At 52.3% G+C, this 20,816-nt stretch carries 14 protein-coding genes and 1 other RNA gene; 10 read left to right on the top strand and 5 right to left on the bottom strand.

Annotated elements, in window-relative coordinates; all coding sequences use genetic code 11:
- Nucleotides 1–118: 118 nt before the first annotated feature.
- Together serC and gyrA are read right to left on the bottom strand one after the other, a co-directional pair.
- A complete protein-coding gene (gene serC / locus EYB48_RS15985) occupies nt 119–1,219 on the bottom strand; it encodes a 3-phosphoserine/phosphohydroxythreonine transaminase (RefSeq protein ID WP_162021376.1) in 1,101 nt (366 codons plus the stop codon).
- Between the two features lie 3 nt (nt 1,220–1,222).
- Nucleotides 1,223–3,874 (bottom strand): DNA gyrase subunit A, encoded by a 2,652-nt coding sequence (gene gyrA / locus EYB48_RS15990; protein ID WP_162021377.1) that lies wholly within the window; start codon nt 3,872–3,874, stop codon nt 1,223–1,225.
- A gap of 842 nt (nt 3,875–4,716) precedes the next feature.
- On the opposite strand from gyrA, the gene ompA reads away from it, so the two are divergent.
- The 6 genes from ompA (at nt 4,717) to EYB48_RS16020 (ending at nt 14,523) form a co-directional block, all read left to right on the top strand.
- Nucleotides 4,717–5,379, top strand: coding sequence for an outer membrane protein OmpA (gene ompA / locus EYB48_RS15995; protein ID WP_162021378.1), 663 nt, complete (start codon nt 4,717–4,719; stop codon nt 5,377–5,379).
- Between the two features lie 332 nt (nt 5,380–5,711).
- Complete coding sequence (gene ubiG / locus EYB48_RS16000) at nt 5,712–6,416, top strand: bifunctional 2-polyprenyl-6-hydroxyphenol methylase/3-demethylubiquinol 3-O-methyltransferase UbiG (RefSeq protein ID WP_162021379.1); 705 nt, start codon at nt 5,712–5,714, stop codon at nt 6,414–6,416.
- 81 nt (nt 6,417–6,497) lie between these two features.
- Nucleotides 6,498–7,175 carry an HAD family hydrolase gene (locus EYB48_RS16005; protein ID WP_162021380.1) on the top strand — a complete coding sequence of 226 codons (678 nt, stop codon included), beginning with the start codon at nt 6,498–6,500 and terminating at the stop codon, nt 7,173–7,175.
- A 47-nt stretch (nt 7,176–7,222) separates the two neighbouring features.
- Nucleotides 7,223–7,582: a transfer-messenger RNA gene (gene ssrA / locus EYB48_RS16010) on the top strand.
- Between the two features lie 612 nt (nt 7,583–8,194).
- Nucleotides 8,195–11,353: an Ig-like domain-containing protein gene (locus EYB48_RS16015; protein WP_162021381.1), complete on the top strand. Its 3,159-nt coding sequence runs from the start codon at nt 8,195–8,197 to the stop codon at nt 11,351–11,353.
- Nucleotides 11,354–11,604: 251 nt separating this feature from the next.
- Nucleotides 11,605–14,523: an HD domain-containing phosphohydrolase gene (locus EYB48_RS16020; protein WP_162021382.1), complete on the top strand. Its 2,919-nt coding sequence runs from the start codon at nt 11,605–11,607 to the stop codon at nt 14,521–14,523.
- Here EYB48_RS16020 and EYB48_RS16025 read toward each other — a convergent pair.
- Nucleotides 14,514–15,440, bottom strand: a complete 927-nt coding sequence (locus EYB48_RS16025) for a LysR family transcriptional regulator (RefSeq protein ID WP_162021383.1) — start codon at nt 15,438–15,440, stop codon at nt 14,514–14,516. The genes EYB48_RS16020 and EYB48_RS16025 overlap by 10 nt on opposite strands.
- A 118-nt stretch (nt 15,441–15,558) precedes the next feature.
- On the opposite strand from EYB48_RS16025, the gene EYB48_RS16030 reads away from it, so the two are divergent.
- The 3 genes from EYB48_RS16030 (at nt 15,559) to EYB48_RS16040 (ending at nt 17,868) form a co-directional block, all read left to right on the top strand.
- Nucleotides 15,559–16,563, top strand: coding sequence for a sodium-dependent bicarbonate transport family permease (locus EYB48_RS16030; protein WP_162021384.1), 1,005 nt, complete (start codon nt 15,559–15,561; stop codon nt 16,561–16,563).
- Between the two features lie 184 nt (nt 16,564–16,747).
- The gene (locus tag EYB48_RS16035; protein ID WP_235935199.1) at nt 16,748–17,545 is read left to right on the top strand and encodes a YdcF family protein; all 798 of its coding nucleotides are present in this window, start codon (nt 16,748–16,750) and stop codon (nt 17,543–17,545) included.
- 11 nt (nt 17,546–17,556) lie between these two features.
- The gene (locus tag EYB48_RS16040) at nt 17,557–17,868 is read left to right on the top strand and encodes a hypothetical protein (RefSeq protein ID WP_162021385.1); all 312 of its coding nucleotides are present in this window, start codon (nt 17,557–17,559) and stop codon (nt 17,866–17,868) included.
- 59 nt (nt 17,869–17,927) lie between these two features.
- Here the strand turns inward: EYB48_RS16040 and EYB48_RS16045 are convergent, their stop codons facing one another.
- A complete protein-coding gene (locus tag EYB48_RS16045; RefSeq protein WP_162021386.1) occupies nt 17,928–18,203 on the bottom strand; it encodes a hypothetical protein in 276 nt (91 codons plus the stop codon).
- 125 nt (nt 18,204–18,328) lie between these two features.
- Between EYB48_RS16045 and EYB48_RS16050 the strand changes: the two genes are divergently transcribed.
- Nucleotides 18,329–19,249: a LysR family transcriptional regulator gene (locus EYB48_RS16050; protein WP_162021387.1), complete on the top strand. Its 921-nt coding sequence runs from the start codon at nt 18,329–18,331 to the stop codon at nt 19,247–19,249.
- Between the two features lie 53 nt (nt 19,250–19,302).
- Here EYB48_RS16050 and EYB48_RS16055 read toward each other — a convergent pair whose 3' ends face one another.
- Nucleotides 19,303–20,715: an aspartate kinase gene (locus EYB48_RS16055; RefSeq protein ID WP_162021388.1), complete on the bottom strand. Its 1,413-nt coding sequence runs from the start codon at nt 20,713–20,715 to the stop codon at nt 19,303–19,305.
- Nucleotides 20,716–20,816: the final 101 nt, after the last annotated feature.

The raw sequence follows: 20,816 nt of genomic DNA on the forward strand, positions 1-20,816 counted from the left end.
GGCTGCCGGTTGAGGACAGAAATCCGGGACTCAGTTCGCACCACAGCACAATGCAGGTTAGCGGCGTGAATATAAGCTGCTCTCAGGTTAATTGAGATACAGCGTAAGTCCCACAACATCAGGAATGCGTTTGCGCAAATTCCTGCATGAATGCCACCAGCGCCTGTACGCCTTCCAGTGGCATTGCGTTATAGATAGAAGCACGCATACCGCCTACTGATTTATGTCCCTTCAATTGCAGTAAGCCCTGTGCTTTGGCAGCGTTCAGGAATTCTGTATTCAGCGACTCATCGCGCAGATAGAAAGGGATATTCATGCGGGAGCGGCAATCATGCACCACGCGGTTTGCGTAAAAATCGGTGGAATCCAGATAATCATACAACAGCTTAGCTTTGGCGATATTACGCTGCTCCATCGCAGCTACACCACCCTGGCGCTTCAGCCATTGGAACACCAGGCCTGCGATGTAGATCGCATAGGTCGGCGGGGTGTTATACATAGAGCCATTGTCAGCAATGGTCTTCCAGTCAAAAGCAGATGGGCAGTAAGGCAGCGCACGTCCCAACAAATCATCACGCACAATGGCGATGGTCAGACCGGCCGGGCCGATGTTTTTCTGCGCACCGCCAAAAATCACACCATAGCGTGACACATCAATTTCACGCGACAAAATATGGGAAGACATATCGGCGACCAGCGGCGCGCCATTGGTCTCCAGACTCACATCTGGCGTGGTGTGAAATTCTATGCCGTCTATAGTTTCATTGGTACAGACATGCACATAGGCGGCGTCTTTACTTAAGCGCCAGCTGTCACGCGCAGGTATGGCAGTAAAACCATTGTCTGCGGCTGACGCAACGACATTGACCTTGCCATACTTTTGCGCTTCCTTGAGTGACTTGCCACTCCAGGAACCGGTATGCAAAACGTCTATTGTCGCATCAGGTGATGCGCCCATCAGGTTCATGGGCACAATCGCATTTTCGCCGAGTCCGCCACCCTGCAGGAACAGGATTTGGTAATTCGCCGGCACCGCCAGCAAATCACGTAAGTCCTGTTGGGCAGCGTCCATGATGGACATGAACTCGGCACCACGATGACTCATCTCCATGACCGACATGCCACTGCCATGCCAGTCCAGCATTTCTGCAGCAGCCTGCTGCAACACTTCTTTAGGTAACACCGCAGGGCCAGCTGAGAAATTGTAGATGGTCGTCATGATTTACTCCGCCGTATCGGCCTCGTCAGACGCGCCACCATCGGCCGCAGCTGGCGCATCCAGTACGTCCTGATCCGCATCAGTTTCAACGATACGCTGCAGGCCGGACAAGCTGGTGCCATCTTCCACCGCAATCAGAGTCACGCCTTGGGTAGCACGGCCCATTTCACGAATTTCCGAGACACGGGTACGGATCAGCACACCGCCGGTAGTGATGAGCATGATTTCATCGCTGGTATCCACCAGTGTCGCTGCCACCACTTTGCCGTTGCGTTCAGAAGTCTGAATCGCGATCATGCCTTTGGTACCGCGTCCATGACGGGTGTATTCGGTAATCGGAGTACGTTTACCAAAGCCATTCTCGGTGGCAGTCAGCACCGATTGCTGTTCATTTTCAGCGACCAGCAATGCGATGACCTGCTGACCTTCATCCAGGTTCATACCCCGCACGCCGCGTGCAGTACGGCCCATAGGACGCACATCGTTTTCATCGAAGCGCACCGCTTTACCGGCGTCAGAGAACAGCATGACATCGTGCTTACCATCGGTCAGCGCAGCACCGATCAGGAAGTCGCCATCATCCAGATCGACTGCAATAATGCCGGCCTTACGTGGATTACTGAAGTCAGTCAACGGTGTTTTCTTCACGGTACCAAGGCTGGTAGACATGAACACGTAATGGTCTTCAGGGAAGCTGCGGTTGTCGCCCGACAAAGGCAGAATCACGGTAATTTTTTCACCATCCTGCAGCGGGAACATATTCACGATAGGCTTGCCGCGCGAAGTGCGCGAACCTTGTGGTACTTCCCACACCTTAAGCCAGTACAGACGGCCACGGTTACTGAAGCACAGGATGTAATCATGGGTATTGGCGACGAACAGCTGTTCGATCCAGTCATCATCCTTAGTTGCCGTCGCCTGCTTGCCACGGCCACCGCGCTTCTGCGCACGGTACTCAGACAAAGGCTGAGACTTCATATAACCGGTGTGCGACAAGGTCACCACCATGTCTTGCGGCGTGATCAGATCTTCGGTTTCGAGATCGGTCGCATTGTGTGTAATTTCAGAGCGGCGCACATCTTTATTGCCTTCGCCGTATTCATTACGCGCCACGGTCAGTTCATCGGTGATGATGACTGTGACACGTTCAGGCTTAGACAGGATATCCAGCAAATCGGCGATTTCAGCCATCACGTCTTTGTATTCATTGACGATCTTATCCTGCTCCAGACCGGTCAGGCGTTGCAGACGCATCTGCAGGATTTCCTGCGCCTGGTCGTCAGACAGTTTGTACAGACCATCAGGCTGAATGCCATAATGCTTAGGCAGGTTTTCAGGACGGAATGCCTCAATGCCACCCGGATTATCAGCCGCGGTGCGAGTCAGCATTTCACGTACCATGGAGCTGTCCCAGGCACGTGTCATCAATTCCTGTTTCGCAATCGGCGGTGTCGGCGCTGCTTTGATAATCGCGATGAAGTCATCGATATTCGCCAACGCAACTGCCAGGCCTTCCAGCACATGACCGCGTTCGCGTGCTTTGCGTAATTCGAACACAGTGCGGCGCGTCACTACTTCACGACGATGCGACAGGAAGCAGGACAGCATTTCCTTCAGGTTCAGCAACTTAGGCTGGCCATTGACCAGCGCCACCATATTCATACCGAATGTGTCTTGCAACTGGGTCTGCTTGTACAGATTATTCAGTACGACATCCGGTACTTCGCCGCGCTTGAGTTCGATCACAACGCGCATACCGGATTTATCGGATTCGTCGCGGATATCGGAAATACCATCGAGCTTTTTGTCACGTACCAGTTCAGCGATACGTTCCAGCAGCGATTTCTTATTGACCTGGAAAGGCAACTCATCAACGATCAGCGCCGTGCGATTGTCTTTGCCAAACTCTTCAAAGTGAGTCTTGGCGCGCATAACCACGCGACCACGGCCAGTGCGGTAACCATCGCGCACACCGGATACACCATAGATAATGCCGCCGGTAGGAAAGTCTGGCGCAGGGATGATCTCGATCAATTCATCGATCGTACATTCCGGATTGCGCAGGACATGCAGGGCACCATTGATGGTCTCGGTAATATTATGTGGTGGAATATTCGTCGCCATACCCACAGCAATACCGGAAGCACCATTGATCAGCAGATTTGGAATGCGGGTAGGCAGTACAGAAGGCTCTTTTTCTTTGCCATCATAGTTAGGAACGAAATCGACTGTTTCCTTTTCTATGTCCGCCAGAATTTCATTAGCGATCTTATCCAGACGGCACTCGGTATAACGCATCGCCGCCGCATTATCGCCGTCGATAGAACCGAAGTTACCCTGACCATCGACCAGGGTGTAACGCAGCGAGAAGTCCTGCGCCATACGAACCAGTGTGTCGTAAATGGAAGCATCACCGTGCGGGTGATACTTACCCATGACTTCACCCACCACGCGCGCGCATTTTACAAACGGGCGGTTGTAGACGTTATTCATTTCATGCATCGCGAACAGCACGCGGCGATGCACTGGCTTTAAGCCATCACGCACGTCCGGCAAAGCCCGCCCGACAATCACGCTCATCGCGTAATCGAGGTAGCTTTTGCGCATTTCTTCTTCAAGGGAAATCGGGAGTGTTTCTTTTGCGAATTGATCCATTGGCAGGCCGGCAAATTAGAGCTTGGTTAATTGGCAACATCCATATACAGGGTAATGCAGGTAAATATCAGCCAGTCTGCCAGTTCGCACGCCTGTTCAGGCGGGAGCCACCAAATCGCTGAGACTGCATTATTAAAGCCCCTAACTATATTGACGTTTAACTCTTGATTCTAACATGGCTCAGGCGTCTCAAGCGGCATAAATGACAAAAGCAGACTTCACTTATTCTGCCGCCAGTGGCGCGACCGAGAATCGCAGCGACAGATGAATGCCGCCAATCAGAAAACTCCAGACCTGTGCAGACGCACAGCAAAACAACGGATTTTTGCCGCGACATCTGTATCTGATTGGCAAATTACAGAATTGAACTAATATAAAAGCCAAATCACTTTATTTTGCAATCAGACACACTCAGGACGCACTGGTAATACAAATACACCTTGAGATCATAGCAAGAGCGGTCGGCAAGCCACGTTCCAATGCATTTAGAAAGCAGATTGAAATTGATAAAAATGCCGCATCGCAGCATTTTTAATCACATGAGATAGACTTACTTACCGTAAAAAACAGTTAATTAATTAACAAAAATGTATCAATTGTAGATTACTACGCTTAAATCACTTAGAATACGTTGTGAATACACGACATATTTAACTAAGTGTTACTTTATGGTTTTATTCATATGGCATTCGACAGCGCTCTCTATGGCAGAATGCTTCTTGATTGATAGAAAGCTTGTTTGACGAAATAGTAATGTCATCAAGCACGTGGTATCATCTGGTTTTATGCAGTATTTTGCGCAGTTTATCTGCGGTAATTAAATCTCACCCGAGAGGAGAAATATGAAAATTTTAGTTAAGCTCGTTATCGCAGCGTCCGCAGTTGCATCCTTTTCTGCTGCCGCGCAACAAGACATCAAAGCAGCTACACCTAACAGCGCATACGTTCAGGATGCACGCGGTGTAATCGCTCGTGACGCATTCGGTCTGTGCTGGCGCACTGGCTACTGGACACCTGCTGACGCAGTGCCAGGTTGCGACGCACCACTGGTTGTTGAAGCGCCAAAAGCAGCTCCAGCTCCAGCTCCAGCTCCAGTAGCTGCTCCGGTTGCAGCACCAACACCAGTAGCTAAACCAGCACCGACATCTGAAAAAGTCACGTTCGCAGCTAGCGCACTGTTCGACTTCGACAAGTCTGTTCTGAAACCAGAAGGTAAAGCTCAGCTGGACGACATGGCATCCAAATTGAAAGCAATCAATCTGGAAGTTGTGATCGCAGTTGGTCACACTGACTCTGTTGGTAAAGATGCATACAACCAAAAACTGTCCATCCGTCGTGCTGAAGCTGTAAAAGCATACCTGGTCAGCAAAGGTATCGAAGCTAACCGTGTTTACACTGAAGGCAAAGGTAAAACACAACCTGTAGCTGACAACAAAACAGCTGAAGGCCGCTCTAAAAACCGTCGCGTTGAGATCGAAGTTGTTGGTACACGCAACGTAAAATAATCAGTCTCTGATTGTTTGAAAAGCCCCGCTTCGTGCGGGGTTTTTTATTTTCCCCGCCAAAGAAAACCAGCATATCAGCATAGCTGCTGCGCTGCGCCGCATTCGGCTTATCGCTACGCCAGAATTCCCACACTTTCTGCTGAATCATTTTCATCGGTACAGGATTTTTTTTCATGCGCAACTGGCAGGTCGCCGATAAAAAATATGGCTGATTTCTGCGCCAGCGCAGAAGCCACTACTTTCATTTCAGGCAAAGTAAGCGGCTGCCGCGTGAATCGCCTACAATACGCTTTTTGCCTCTCGCGCTTTTAAACTGCGCCAGTCAAACTACCATGTCTACCTTGAACGCCGATCCAGCAGAAATTCAAAAATTCAGTGAACTCGCTCACCGCTGGTGGGACCCGAGTTCAGAATTCCGCCCTCTTCATGAAATCAATCCTTTGCGCCTCGAATGGATTAACCAACGCATACCACTGGCCGGTAAAAATGTGATCGACGTCGGCTGTGGTGGAGGCATCCTGGCTGAATCCATGGCTAAAAAAGGTGCGACCGTAACGGGCATAGATTTATCGGAAAAAGCCTTGAAAGTCGCTGATTTGCACAGCCTGGAATCGGGCGTGCAGGTACGCTACAAATTGATCGCCGCAGAAGAAATGGCCGAAGCAGAAGCTGGGCAGTTCGATGTCGTGACCTGCATGGAAATGCTGGAACATGTACCCGATCCAGCTTCTATCATCCGTGCCTGTACCAAGCTGGTCAAACCAGGTGGCCATGTATTTTTCTCCACCCTGAACCGCAATCCCAAGTCCTATCTGTTTGCCATTATCGGCGCTGAATATGTACTGCAAATGCTGCCTAAGGGCACGCATGATTATGCGAAATTCATCACACCGGCCGAACTGTCGCAGGATATCCGCAATGCAGGTCTGGAACTCAAAATGATGAAGGGCCTGGGTTACAACCCCTTCACCAAAATGTACTCACTCAATAACGATACCAGCGTCAACTACATGGTTGCCTGCGTACGTCCAGCCTGAGTCCCTACTGCTGAGCGACCGGCTAAGTTCGCTGCTCGCTCAGCTATCGTCTGATCACCGATTTTTCCTCCACCATCACCTATGCGTATTCCATCAGCCATATTGTTTGACCTCGACGGCACCCTGGCCGACACCGCACCCGATCTGGCTGCTGCCGTCAACACCATGCGCAGCCGCCGCAATCTGGCACCTGTGCATTACCTCACTTTGCGTCCGCAAGCTTCTGCCGGTGCACGCGGCTTACTGCAGGCTGGCTTTCAGATCACACCGGAACATCCGGATTTTGAAGCGATGCGCACTGAATTTCTTGAGCAGTACGCATCCACGATTGCGGTCAACAGCAAATTGTTTGAAAACGTGCCAAGCCTGTTGCGTGGCCTGGACATGCTGGCACTGCCTTGGGGTATCGTGACCAACAAGGCAAAACGCCTGACTAATCCATTGATACCGCAAATCGACTTACAGGAAGCGCGCTGCGTGATTTCTGGCGACACCACGCCGCATGCCAAACCGCATCCGGCACCTTTGCTGGAAGCAGCAAGACAATTAGGAATACGCTCGGAAGACTGCTGGTACGTCGGTGATGATTTGCGTGATATTCAGGCAGCTGAGGCCGCTGGCATGACCAGTATCGCCGCCGCCTGGGGATATTGCGGCGCCACCGAACCTGCGCACTGGAAAGCAGATGCCATCGTCGATAGTCCACTGGAATTACTCGAACTGATACGTGCCAAACTGCAGCAGAAAAAACCTGCCTGACAAGCTTGGACGCGAAGTCCCGTAATAGGTTATACTAGCAGGGCTTTGGGGTCGACCAGGTTTCGACAGGGGTTGCAAAGCAGCGCAGGGCATACCGAGGCCAGACTACCTCGTAAATACAATCTGAACTATATAACTGCAAACGATAACTCGTACGCATTAGCCGCTTAATACCGGCTAACCTTACACCACCTCTTCCCTAGGGTGGGCTGGCAACAGCAGTAAGGACATTCATAGGGAATCGTCTTGAACCGGGTTACTTGGCGCAAGATTAAACTTAAGGTAACTCGCTACATTGCAGCGTGTGCGTCCGCGTCAATGTGGTTAAATTAAATGGCAGCACTAAGTATGTAGAACTGTCTGTAGAGTGCTTCTGGACGCGGGTTCGATTCCCGCCGACTCCACCAGAATACAAGAAAACCAAGCCGTGGCGCTTGGTTTTTTTTCGTCCGTTACCGGCTAGTCCTATTAATATTTTGCCGACTTCATCCGCAGCACAAACTACTCCAAGCTTGCCTTACGCTGCTCAAGCGATAGCACGACGATATTCATCTCTTACCTCAAAACATTCCCGACTCTAAAAATCTATATTGTTTTTTGTATTCTGAAACTAGGTAAGCTTGTTTTCAAGCTAGCGCTTGAAAAACCGCCATTTGATGTTCATACGCTACCGGATTCCACTCTGAATGAAGTGACAATTTTTTTAAACTTTCATTTCACCATGGAGCATTTCCTATTCATGCGAATCTGCTTCAAATACTTGCAATCAGGCAGTCAGACTTACCTTTGATTACCCTGCTTACACATCCTTACACAATCCCCGTTTTCCTGCCCCAAAGTGCAATAGGCGAAATTAGTTTCCTTTTGTAATCTTCATTGCTGCTTGGAACTTCCTGCGGCAGGATGTGCGCATCAGTGCTGTATGCATCGATTTACCCTCCTTTTTTTCAGAAACAGAGTTTCTGTTTTTGCTATGTTTGTCAGGTCAAGCTACCTGATTTCGTCTTCCTCAGAGGTCTATGATGAAAGCAACTTTACAACTTTTGACCGCGACTTGTGTCGCTGTCACTCTGACCGCTTGCGGTGGCGGCGGTGGTGGTTCTGGTTCAGAAACGCCCGCCAGCAGCGGCGCGACCGCTCAGGCACCGGCTACCGTCAGCGGCGCGGCGGTGCAAGCGAGCTCCGATACCACGCTGACGCTGAACTGGCAGGCCGTCGCTGGCGCCAGCTACTATGAGGTATGGCGCAATAACACCAATCCGCAAGACCCGGCGGCATTCCAGTTAGTATCACGTCCGAATGGTAATACCTATCAGGATTCCAATCTGGTACCGGGCACCGACTATGCATATCGTCTGCATGCCTGCGCCAGCACTGGCTGTTCTAAACCTTCTGAAGTAGCAGGTAAGACCAAGACTAAAGTGGTGACTGTTGCAACACCGGCGGTCCCACGTGCAACAAAAATTGAAACCACCCAGGTCAGCCTGGAATGGACAGCGGCCGACGGCGCGTCCAGCTACAAACTGGAAAGAAATGGTCAGCTGATCGCAAATGGCGCTGATATCAGGCAAGTCACTTATCTGGATAGCGGTCTGACTGCGGCAACCAAATATAGTTATCGTCTGCAGGCTTGTAATGGCAGCACTTGCTCCGACTGGAGCACTGCGCTCAGCGTGCAAACACTGGCCGATGTAGTCACACCACCTAAGCCACCCGTCTCACCACCAGCAGTACCGGCAGCACCTAAAGTGGCGGTCACCAATAGCAGCAGCCTGACGGTATCCTGGACTGCGATCAGCGGCGCGAACCGTTATGTACTCAAACGCAATGGCGTACAAGTTGGCGGCGATGCTCTGAGCGCACTCAGTTTTGCTGATGCGGGCTTAGAACCGGGTACGGCTTACAGCTATCAGTTGCAAGCCTGTGCCGATAGTCTGTGTTCGGATAACAGCCCGGCAACTACTGCCAGCACCCGTGCACGTTACAAAATCACCCTGACTACCAGTGGCTTTGATAACAGCACCGGCAGCTATCAGAGCATGATAGTAGATGGCCATGACGATAACGGATGGGTGCGCGGTTGGGAATCGGTTACCGGCAATGGCAGCAAAACCAGTTACCTTCCTGTCCTCAACGGTGAAAAATATGGTGCTACGATTTCTGGACAGCCGGCCACCGGCCAAAGCTGCAGCGCCAGCCCGGCTGGCCGCACAGCAATTGCAAACAGCGATGTGACGATCAGCATCAATTGTTTGACACCGGCAGTCTTGACCTTTGCTGAGGCCAGCAAATCCGTGGTCAGCGGCGTGGCGGGAACAGCGATACAGGCGGCAACTGCAAAAACCCTGAGTGGCGCAACGCTGAACACCTTTGCCATCCGTTACAGCAGCAGCAATCCCGCTGTAGCTACGGTCGATGCAGTAAATGGCAATATCAGCGCCCTGAACACAGGAACAACCACCATCACCGCCAGCTTACCGGCTGATTTGTACACAGCCACCAACGTCAGCTATACCCTGACAGTGACACCTGTGGTGGCCAAAACCAGGCTCGCCAGCATGGAGCTGGCACAGGTGCTGGCACAACGTCCGGGCAGCAAATACCAGACTCTGATACCGAATCGTGACTTGCTGGTACGTGCCTATCTGTATGCACGCAGTGCGGATGCGGTCACACCGGCCACTACCGTAAAAATCGGTGGAGAGCAATTCGCGATGACTTGCCCGGCGAAATTGCCAGCAGACGATAGCAGCAATGCGATTTCCTACACGCTGACTCAGCATTGCTACACCACGGTCCCGGGCCGCCTGATCAAATCCGGTGCCGCTATGGATATCGTGACCAGTGACGGTCAGTCACTGTCTGCCAATCTGGTGGTCAATGATGCCAACACGATCCGTATCACCATGGTGCCCTTGATCATCAATGGACAAACTGCGCAAATCCCAACCGCAGAAGTGTTGACTTCCGTCGTCAAACGCCTGATGCCGTTCGCGAACGTGGTCGTCACGGTTCATGCGCCATGGGCACCATCAGGCACCTTTGATGACAGCCTCAGCGGCAAAGATCAGATGGGCCAGGTCCTGGGTCTGGTAGAAAACCTGCGCGTCAGTGAGAAAAGCAATGATCATTACTACGGCATGGTACCGTGGGTGAAATGGAGTGGCACAACGGGTATCGGCTATGTACCTGGACTAGCAGCGATAGGACGCGATTTGCGTAGCAGTGCGGATGCAACCGATGAAACCATGATGCATGAAGTTGGGCATAACCTGAGCTTGTCACATGCGCCTTGTGGCGGTCCGGGCAATCCAGATCCCTACTTTTCGACCAATCCTTTGCCTTGGCCTAACTCGGACAAAGCGCAACTGAGCGAAGTTCCGATCTACAACCAGGGTAGCGGTTTGCTGTTGTCTCCCGGTGTACTCGGCTCGCGCTCACCTGATCTGATGAGTTATTGCGGCGGTAAACTCTGGTTCTCTGAATACAGCTTCAATAAAATGTCCGGTCATATCCGTGGCAAAGCCAACTATAAAGCTGTGGCAGCGAATCAGGTCGCAGCGAATCAGGTTGCGGGCAACCCGGCTGCGGTGCAAAACATGATGATGATTTCAGGTGATCTGAGCGGCGGGAAATTTAATCTTTCGCCAGTGCAGTTCCTCGGCAGCGGCTATACCGCGAATGCAGAAGAAGGCGATTATCAGTTGAAGATTGTCAGCAATGATGGCAAAACTACGCTGCACCGCTTCACTCCGCTACAGCTGGATCATGCTGGCAGTATGCATGTATCCGTCGTACTGCCAGCGATTGCAGGTATCGTCAGTATCGATGTGCTGAAACAAGGTCAACTGATGCCAAAAGCAGGCATGCTCAACGCAGCCGCTGCAACACCTAAAGCTGCAACCGCATTGAAACTTTCAGCGGATACAGCAGCAGTTACAGCGCAGGCTTTGACGACAGATCTGACAGCAAGCAGCCTGCGGGTACGCTGGAATCATCTGCAGCAACCATGGTTAAGCGTGATTCATATCGCCGCCAATGGTAAGCGCACAGCACTGACGCTGTCAGCGACCGGCGGTGATCAGCGTCTGTCGCTGCAACAGCTGCCTGCAGGCGGTAGCTTGCAGATCAGTCTCAGTGATGGACTCAATAGCAGTGTCAGCACACTAAAACGCTGACACGCAGAAATGTAGAAATGCAAAAATACAGAATCATCGTTACCGTATTTAAAGCATTCAGTTAAAATTATTACCAACGATTAAGGCCGGGAATGCACTCCCGGCCTTTTTTTTGTGACTGGCACGCAACATTTGCTTGCCAAGCGATTAGCAATTCAAGTTTTTCAGGCAGCACTATTATCAGACTGCAACTATGTAATGCAGCATCGCCCTCTATACTGAGGAACCAATATCGGTCAGAGGAGAACATCGTGCCAACATCCCGCAAGCTCCCATTCCAGATTTATCTTTCCTACACCTTTATTGGATTACTTTTTTGCTTCTCTGCCGTTTTCGGTACGATATATTTTCAACGCCTGGAGCAAGTCATCTTGCTGCAGGCGCGTGCCAATTATGAATTGATCGGTCAATTCGCTGCAGTGAAACTTGAGTCCGTTTATAACGAGACGATGGAGCAGACTGAATTGCTGGCGCAAGCCATGCCAGTCGCAGGCAAAACCCTGGACGAGCGGCTACAGAATCTGCCCTTCATGATCAAAGCCCTGGAGAACACCAAAGACTCCAGTTCCATCCAGATCGGTTTTGGCAACGGCGAATTTTTCCGCTTACAGAAAATCCAGTCAGATCAGGAACGTCAGAGCTTCAAGGTTCCGGACGCCGCAGTTTGGCTGGTACAAAACACGACAGAGCAAGATGGCGTACGGCCTATGCAAGTGCTGAGTTTCAATCCTCAGCTACAAAGACTGAGCCGTCACTTTATTCGAGCCAATGATTACGATCCACGGCAACGCCCCTGGTATCAGCAGGCACAACATCAACGCGAACATGCGGTGGTCACCGATCCCTATTACTTTCACTTTGACCAAAGTATAGGAATCACCTACTCACAAAAAATACGCAATTCCGACGCGGTGGTAGCGATCGCAATCAAGCTCACCAGCATCCTCGCTATTCTGGAACAACAACAAGTGACCCCATCCAGCCGCCTGGCGCTGATTGATCAGAAGAATCAGGTTTTGGCGATGAAAGTCGGTCACCGTGCCAGCTTTATTCCCGACATTATTTCAGCGCCGGACAACACCGAACGCTTACCCAGACTGGAAGATCAGAATACTCCGGTACTGCACGCGCTACTGGCCTTACCTGAACAGGAAAAAGGACACAGCCAACTCATACATGCACTCGACGAGAACTGGTCGGGTTTTCGACGGCAGATCAGCATCCCCGGTGGAACACCGCTGACGCTGATGATAGCAAGTCCGCATAGCGAACTGCTGGCACAGGTATTGGAACTAAAAAAACACAGTCTGTTTATTTTCTTGATCTGCCTGCTCGTGGCGATTGCAGCCACACTTTTCCTGTCACGCCGAGTCTCGCAGCCACTGCAAAAACTGGCCTACGAAGCAGACCGGATTGCGCGTTTCGATTTTGAGGCGCCGCCAAAAGTCGAGTCCCACATCAAGGAAATTGCAGAACTGTCTCATGCTATGGCGGGCATGCGGGCCACCATCAACTCTTTCCTGTCGATTGCAGGCAATCTGAGTTCAGAAAGTCACTTCGACAGCTTGCTGGCGCGCGTACTGACTGAGTTATCTTCGGTCTGTCGTGCCGATGCCGGCATCCTGTATCTGTTTGACAGCGAACAAAAATCATTTCATGCCACGCTGCGCTACCTGCATCAAGCCATAGAACCCTGCCTCGAACAAATCATCGCGACAAGCGACAAGCATTTGCTATCGACTTCCTGTGATCCCAGCAGCAGTATTACCATGCTCAGCAGAGAGGCTTTGCAGCACACTTTTCCAGCCATCTATACCGAGGATCTGGCGACACGTGAGCAGTTTTATTTACTAACCATTCCCTTGCTTGATAAAAGCAGACAACTGGTCGGTGCCATCGTGTTATTAATGGAGGGTGAGCACATAGATAGTGGTCGTCAGGCAATGGCGGTGGCGATCTCGGGGGCGGCGGCAATTGCCATCGAAAACCAACGTCTGGTACTTGAACAGAAAAATTTACTGGAGGCGTTTATTCAATTGCTGGCCATGGCCATCGATGCTAAAAGTCCTTATACCGGCGGTCATTGCCAGCGCGTCCCCGATTTGACCAAAAACCTGGCGAAAGCAGCATGTGATGAACAGGAAGGCAGCTTCGCCAATTTCAAGATGAGTGAGGCTGAGTGGGAGGAGTTGCATATCGCCGCCTGGTTGCATGATTGCGGCAAAGTCACCACACCGGAATATGTATTCGATAAAGCGACAAAGCTGGAAACCCTGTATGACCGCATACACGAAATCCGTATGCGTTTTGAGGTCTTGAAACGGGATGCAGAGATCGACTACTGGCAACAACTGCATGCGGGTGGCGACGCAACGCAACTGGCGACGCAGCGCGATCAGTTACTGGCTACGCTGGATGAGGAATTTCAGCTGATCGCTGATTGCAATCTGGGTGGTGAATTTCTATCAGCCGAAAAAATCGCCCGTATCCGCGAGATCGGAAAGCGGCGCTGGACACGCAGCTTATCCGATCGTATCGGCATTTCTCACAACGAACTGCAGCGCAAGCTGACAACACCTGAACCCAAGCTGCCAGTACAGGAATATCTGCTCGATGATAAACCCGAGCATCTGATTGCACGTGAGGCTCAGGACAGGATAGCGCCAGGCAATCCACACCACTTCAAAGTCGATGTACCGGAATATCTGTACAACCGCGGAGAGCTGTATAACCTGAGTGTGGCCCGTGGCACTTTATCGGCAGAAGAGCGCTATAAAATCAATGAGCACATGATACAAACTATCCGTATGCTGGAACAGTTACCACTGCCAAGACATTTGCGTCAGGTACCGCATATCGCGGGCTCACATCACGAGAAACTGAACGGTACCGGCTATCCGCGCCGCCTTAGTGCAGAAGAAATGGGCGTTAAAGAAAGGATTATGGCGATCGCTGATGTGTTCGAAGCCTTAACCGCTTCTGACCGCCCCTATAAAACCGGAAAAACCTTGTCGGAGTCCCTGAACATCATGCGCTTTATGGTGAAAGATCTGCACTTAGATGGCGATCTGTTTGCTCTATTCCTGCGTTCCGGCGTGTATCTGGATTACGCCAGACGCTATCTGAAACCGGAACAGATAGATACGATACAGATCGCGGATTATCTGTGAACGGGAGCAGGCGGAACAACAGCACCTTCAGCCCGCGCACTGGCCTGCAGATAGCTCAGAAATTTCTGTGCCACCGGCGTCAGACGTTTTCCTTTGGGATAAACAATGTACCAGTTGGAGTGGATAGGAAAACCGGCCACAGGCAATTCCAGTAAGGACTCGTCCACCAGATGCTCGCCCAGCGCATGTTGCGATAACACTGCAATACCCATCTCAGCTGCCACCGCCTGTTTGATCGCCTCATTACTACCCAGCTCCAGCCGGACTCTGGCTTGAAAGCCTTGTTCAGCGAAATAGCGGTCACAGGCCAGCCGCGTGCCTGAGCCTTTTTCACGCAGAATAAAACGCTCATCGGCTAAGTCGCTGAGCTTCAGGCGTTTTCTGCCAGCCAGCGGATGGCTGACTGCGGCAATCACACGCAGCGGATTTGGCAAAAAAATCTCCTGCTCAATATCCAAATCCTTAGGTGGTATAGACATGATGGTCAGATCATCGCGGTTATCCCGCAAACGCTGTAGCACGCCATCGCGGTTCTGCACTTCAAGCGCGATATCTATCTCAGGGAATTCGCGGCAAAACGCACCCAGCATGCGTGGCACGAAGTATTTGGCGGTGCTCACTACCGCCAGCCGCAAACGCCCCTGAGTCAAGCCTTGCATGGCAGCGATTTTCTGACCAAACACTGACCATTCCTCAGTCATGGCGCGCGCTGCGATGGCAAGTTCTTCTCCTGCAGCAGTGATATACAGTTGTTTGCCTATCACTTCATACAGCGGCAAGCCCACCGCATCCTGCAAATCACGCATCTGCATAGAAATGGTGGGCTGAGTCACATGCATGCTGTGCGCCACTGCGGTCAGACTGCGTAATTCCACCAGCGCCAGAAACAGCTTCAATTGCCGGAAAGTGACATTCATAGATTTTTCCCGATGATAAACACGATAAAAATTGATTTTACCTTATACATGATCTTCCCTATCATGCGCCTCAATTCCATTCTGTAGCGGCGCAGAAAAGCAATGCGCCCTCCCCATCATGAACAGCTTACTAGATCCTGCCATCCTGTTTTTTGTGTTTGGCATTTTTGCCGGACTGATACGCTCTAACCTGGAGATACCAGCCCAGATTGCGCGTTTTTTATCGCTGTACCTGTTGATGGCACTCGGCCTCAAAGGTGGCTTCGCGCTCGCCCATTCCGGCATGAACTGGGACATCGCACGCAGTCTTGGGCTTGCTGTCGCCCTGGCGCTGATCGTCCCCACACTCAGCTATCTGGTGCTGCGTAAGCTGGTGTCTGGCTTTGATGCGGCGGCGCTGGCGGCCACCTATGGCTCAGTCAGCGCGGTCACTTTTATCACCGCTACCCAATATCTGGAAAAACACGAACTCAGCTATGGCGGTCATATGTCAGCAGCCATGGCGCTGATGGAATCACCTGCCATCGTATTCGCCGTCTTACTTGCCAACACCTTGCGTCAGGCCGCGCCCGCTTCCAATGAGAGCGTGCAAGCCGGGGCAGTGCCAGCAAAAACTGCGCCTTCCGGCATAGGCAAAATCGTGCATGAATCACTGACCGATGGCGCACAGTTGCTATTGATCGGCGCCATGCTGGTCGGCATCCTGAGTGGAGACACGGGCAAAGCCGCGATGCAGCCCTTTTCCGGCGATCTGTTCAAAGGCATGCTGGCGTTTTTCCTGCTCGACATGGGGCTGAAAACCGCGCGTAGTCTGCCTGAGCTGCGAGACAAGTCACCTTTGTTGCTGGCCTGGGCCGTGCTGGCACCGGTCTGCCACGCAGCGCTGGCGCTGGGTCTGGCCTGGCTGTTACAGATTCCTGCCGGGGATGGCGGACTGCTCATGGTGCTGGCCGCCAGTGCCTCGTATATCGCTGTGCCTGCAGTATTGCGCTATGCCGTGCCTGAGGCTTCGCCCTCACTGTATTTCAGCCTGTCTTTAGGACTGACCTTCCCGATCAATATCCTGTTTGGTATTCCGTTTTATCTGCAGACCGCACAAAGCGTGCTGGGTGGCGCACACTGAGCCGTCTGGCACTAGAAAATAAGCCTGGTCATGACACTAAAATGAGGTATAGGAGTCAATCCGAAAGCAAGTTAAAATGCCCGCGCTTGTTCAATATTGACAAGAGTCCGGTGCAACAATACACCGGCTCACGCTGGCAGCGCTCAGCACTGCGCGGGCGGCACCTGAATCTGGAGAAGATCGTTTGACTCGTTTTAGTTTGACTCGCTTTATTCCGCGCCTGCTGATCGTACTCGGTGCACTGCTGATCATCGATGCCATCTATGTCATGTGGCGTGGTGTTTTTCATTTCGGCTCTTTTTTTCCGCTATTTGTAGGATTGGTGCTGGTTCTGGCCGGTAGCTACTGGCAGCGCTTGCACAACTGGTTTTCTGCCCCGACATGGCGGCGCTGGTTGTGGCGTCTGGGCTGGGGGGCAGCTTGGGCATGGGTGGGCAGTGTTGCGGTGTTTTTCTGGCATATCCAGCATGGTTATCAAACCGACCTGAACAGTGCCGGAAAGCCGGTTGATACCATACTGATACTGGGTTCAGGAACGCTACATTGTCAGGCTTCGCCAACCCTGGCTGCGCGGCTGGATGCGGGCATCGTACAGGCGCAACGGCTGCCGCAGGCGATGATCATGGTGAGTGGCGGTAAGGACTGGCGGCGTGACTGTACTGAGGGGCAGATCATGGGCGACTATCTGCGTGCGCACGGGATACCGGCTGCGCGCATCTGGCAAGAGGAGCTTAGTACCAGCACCTATGAAAATTTTAAATTCAGCCGCGCTTTGCTGCAGCAATATGGTGTCGGACCAGAACAGGGTTTGCTGATTGTGACCAGCGATTTCCATAGTCTGCGCTCGGCCAGGATTGCGCAGCGCGCCGGCTTTAGTCATACTGCCAGCGCTTCAGCCGAAACGCCCCTGTATCTGCGTTATAACGCCTGGTTACGCGAATATTTCTCTTTTATCAGCGGTTATCTGCTGGATGAATATTAATAATGAATAACATGAACTCAAACAAACTGGATCTGACTACGGTACAGACTAAATTCAAAGTCATGGCGCTTGCCACTTTATTTTGCTTCAGCGCCCTGGGTTGCGTCGACCTGGTGCAAGCGATCAATACCGCCTCGGTCGCACATGGCATGGTCGGCATTGCTTTCATCGCCTTTTCGCTATGTTCCTGCCGCCGCGTGTTATATGCCGGCACACCACAGAAAACTGCGCCAGCCAGTAAGCAATGGGGCACCTTGTATTACGGTTCCTGCATTATCCTGATTGCTGGCGTTGCTTTAAAACGCGGCTGGATACAATTCTGAACCACAACGCTGTTGACACCAGGCGCTGACTTGTAGCGCAGACGCTTCAGCGCCGCGCGTCAGGCTGAGCGGCGCTGAACCTCGCTCTGCTGTTCATTAGTAAGCGGTGGCAGGCTAATTGCAGCACTGCTCACTGAGCGCAAACACACGGCCTCTTCTGGCGATTCCTGTTGCAGGATGCCTGGAATCTCACTGCGCCCTATGCCCAGATCCAGCAAATCCCTGTCTTCCATACCACGTAAATCCAGCGCATCCCGGCCACGTGCAATGCGCTGCTGATGCAGCCAGGCTCTGCAGAATTTAAGCAGCGCAACAATCCCGTTTTGATTTGCCATTTCACACCTCCTGAAGAATTGACTGCTATCTTGCGACCTCAGCTTAAATCAGGGAAGTGACAAATTCTGATCGATATAATCAGAAAAGCTGATAAGCTGTTTTACTTACCTAAACAGGAGGCAGCATGCGTGAACTGAGTCTGGATCAGTTGAAAACCCTGATCGCGATCGTCGACTTGGGTACCTTCTCGGCTGCAGCGCAGGCGCTGCATTTATCGCAACCGACCATCAGCCTGCATATCGCCGAACTGGAACAGCGTTTCGATACGCCCTTATTGGTACGGGGTGGGCGGCGTGTGACACCGACTGCGGCTGGCCTCACACTGGCTGAGCATGGCAGAAAATTATTGCGCGACGCCGACGAAGCAATTGCCGCTGTAGGGCGACAGGTGGCAGGTGTCGAAGGACGCGTAAGACTGGGCGCCTCCAGCGGTATTCTGGTGTATCAACTGCCGCAAGTGATGGAAACCCTGGGCCGCCAGTTTCCGGATATCGATGTAAACGTCAGCATCACCGGTTCTGCCGAGACGCTGCAAGGACTGGAACAAGGAACGCTGGATATAGGCATCGTCGCCATGCCACAAAACCCGCCCAAAGAAATCACTATCCGCCACTGGCGTACCGACCCGATGATGGCGTTTTTGCCAGCCGCCTGGCAAGCACCAAAAATCATTACTCCCGACTGGCTGGCGGATAAGCCGCTGATTTTCAATGAACCCAGTACCCACATGTACCGGCTGACCATGGAATGGTTTGCTGCAGCGGGCTATGCGCCGCGTGCCAAGATAGAACTGAATTACACCGAAGCCATGAAGAGTCTGGTCGCGGCTTCTTATGGTGCAGCTATTCTGCCACTGGATACGCCTGACCCGACGCGGCTGCAACCCTTGCTACAGCTGCGTCCGCTACGTCCTGCCTTGCCGCGCCATATCGGTATCGCGCACCGGCCGCTGGCGACGCTGGACGGTGCAAGCCGGAATTTTTTAGCGATACTGGAACAATTCCGGCAAAACCCGGGTAGCAAAAAGACGTTTCGCACAAAATAAAAAGGGCTGCAATTCGTCTGCAGCCCTTGCCATTCGCGATTTGATCTACGTTCTTATTTGCCGAAAAATTCCTCATGCACCAGACGCAGCGCGAGCTTGCGGTCTTCCTGCTGCACCAGCATATAGGCCGCCACCTCGCTCGCTCCGGCGGCTGCCAGACGCACCCTGACGCCACCGGCCAGCGCTGCCGATAAAGCACGGCTGGCAATTGCACTGCCGACATCGGACGCATCCAGCACGCCATCGCCAACCACCGCAACAATGGCAACCGCATCATCACGGCTGACATTCACCACACCCGCCAGATGATGTTCCGACAAAGCCGCATACGCCGCATACGCCGCATCCAGATGATCGCGTGCCAGCAAAATATTAATCGCCGTCTGCGCCGTCAACACGCTCTTGATATTGATGCCGTGCTGGTCCAGGGTATTGGTCACCTGTGCCAGGATACCGGCTTTGAAACCGACGCCGGGACCATGTAACTTGAGGATGGCGACATCGTCGGTCGAGCTCACGCTTTTCACCACATCGCGCGTCACATGGCGTTGCGCATCGATGATGGTGTAAGGCTGCAAGCCACGTTCAGGCTGGGTGATATTCAGGATGCGGATAGGAATATCGCGGTCAAACAAAGGCTCAACTGTGCGTGGATGCAGGATTTTTGCGCCGAAATACGACAATTCCGCCGCTTCCAGATAATTCAGTTGCGAGATAGACCGTGGCGCACTGACCGCGCCCGGATCAGCACTCAGGAAGCCATCCACATCCTTCCATACATCCAGCGATTCCGCCGAGATACAAGCCGCAATCGAAGCCGCTGAATAATCGGAACCGCCACGCCCGAACAGCGTGGTTTTTCCCTGAGCATCGACGCCATAAAATCCCGGTACCACAAACACCACATCATCTGCCAGCGCAGCAGAAACGGATGCGGTGCTGGCCGCGAAATCACAGGCCGAGTTACCGAATACGCCATCGGTAATCAGACCGATATCTTCAGGTAAGGCTTCACGCGCAGCGATGCCGCGACTCAGCAAGACTTCAGTCAACAACAGACTGGACAGGCGCTCGCCATAACTTAAAATCGCATCATTCACAAAGGTCGGCACATCACCTATGCAATGTATGCCGGTCAGATAGCGGTCCAGCTGATCCAGCCGCGCACCGAGTGCCTGTTCGGTGCGCGCTCTGTGCTCAGGATCACTGATATTCGCTTCCAGTATCTGTTTTTTCAGCTGACGCAGAGTTTGCGTGTAGTTCTGACTTTCGGCCAGTGCGGCCTTGGTGCCAGCACCTTCTCTGGCGGCCTGTACGCAGGCGATGAGCGCATTGGTGATCCCATAAAACGCAGATACCACCAGCACCAGCGGGCGCTGATAGGCCTGTACCACATTCACGACACGGTCGATATCCTGCGGCTGACGCAGGTTAGAACCACCAAATTTGACGACGATTTTTTTCATGCAGAATTCCAGAGCAAAGAGAACAGGCAAATTGTAAAGTCAGTCCGCTAGGTTACCGCCGCCAGCCATGCCGGTCAAATCCTGTCGTAAAAAAATGGCTC

Source organism: Cognatundibacterium crateris (assembly GCF_010078235.1).
Classification (GTDB): domain Bacteria; phylum Pseudomonadota; class Gammaproteobacteria; order Burkholderiales; family Burkholderiaceae_D; genus Undibacterium; species Undibacterium crateris.

What these genes read in the sequence shown, in the direction of transcription:
- serC (WP_162021376.1), bottom strand. Translation starts at nt 1,219, where the DNA reads ATGACGACCATCTACAATTTCTCAGCTGGCCCTGCGGTGTTACCTAAA.
- gyrA (WP_162021377.1), bottom strand. Translation starts at nt 3,874, where the DNA reads ATGGATCAATTCGCAAAAGAAACACTCCCGATTTCCCTTGAAGAAGAA.
- ompA (WP_162021378.1), top strand. Translation starts at nt 4,717, where the DNA reads ATGAAAATTTTAGTTAAGCTCGTTATCGCAGCGTCCGCAGTTGCATCC.
- ubiG (WP_162021379.1), top strand. Translation starts at nt 5,712, where the DNA reads ATGTCTACCTTGAACGCCGATCCAGCAGAAATTCAAAAATTCAGTGAA.
- EYB48_RS16005 (WP_162021380.1), top strand. Translation starts at nt 6,498, where the DNA reads ATGCGTATTCCATCAGCCATATTGTTTGACCTCGACGGCACCCTGGCC.
- EYB48_RS16015 (WP_162021381.1), top strand. Translation starts at nt 8,195, where the DNA reads ATGATGAAAGCAACTTTACAACTTTTGACCGCGACTTGTGTCGCTGTC.
- EYB48_RS16025 (WP_162021383.1), bottom strand. Translation starts at nt 15,440, where the DNA reads ATGAATGTCACTTTCCGGCAATTGAAGCTGTTTCTGGCGCTGGTGGAA.
- EYB48_RS16030 (WP_162021384.1), top strand. Translation starts at nt 15,559, where the DNA reads ATGAACAGCTTACTAGATCCTGCCATCCTGTTTTTTGTGTTTGGCATT.
- EYB48_RS16040 (WP_162021385.1), top strand. Translation starts at nt 17,557, where the DNA reads ATGAACTCAAACAAACTGGATCTGACTACGGTACAGACTAAATTCAAA.
- EYB48_RS16045 (WP_162021386.1), bottom strand. Translation starts at nt 18,203, where the DNA reads ATGGCAAATCAAAACGGGATTGTTGCGCTGCTTAAATTCTGCAGAGCC.
- EYB48_RS16050 (WP_162021387.1), top strand. Translation starts at nt 18,329, where the DNA reads ATGCGTGAACTGAGTCTGGATCAGTTGAAAACCCTGATCGCGATCGTC.
- EYB48_RS16055 (WP_162021388.1), bottom strand. Translation starts at nt 20,715, where the DNA reads ATGAAAAAAATCGTCGTCAAATTTGGTGGTTCTAACCTGCGTCAGCCG.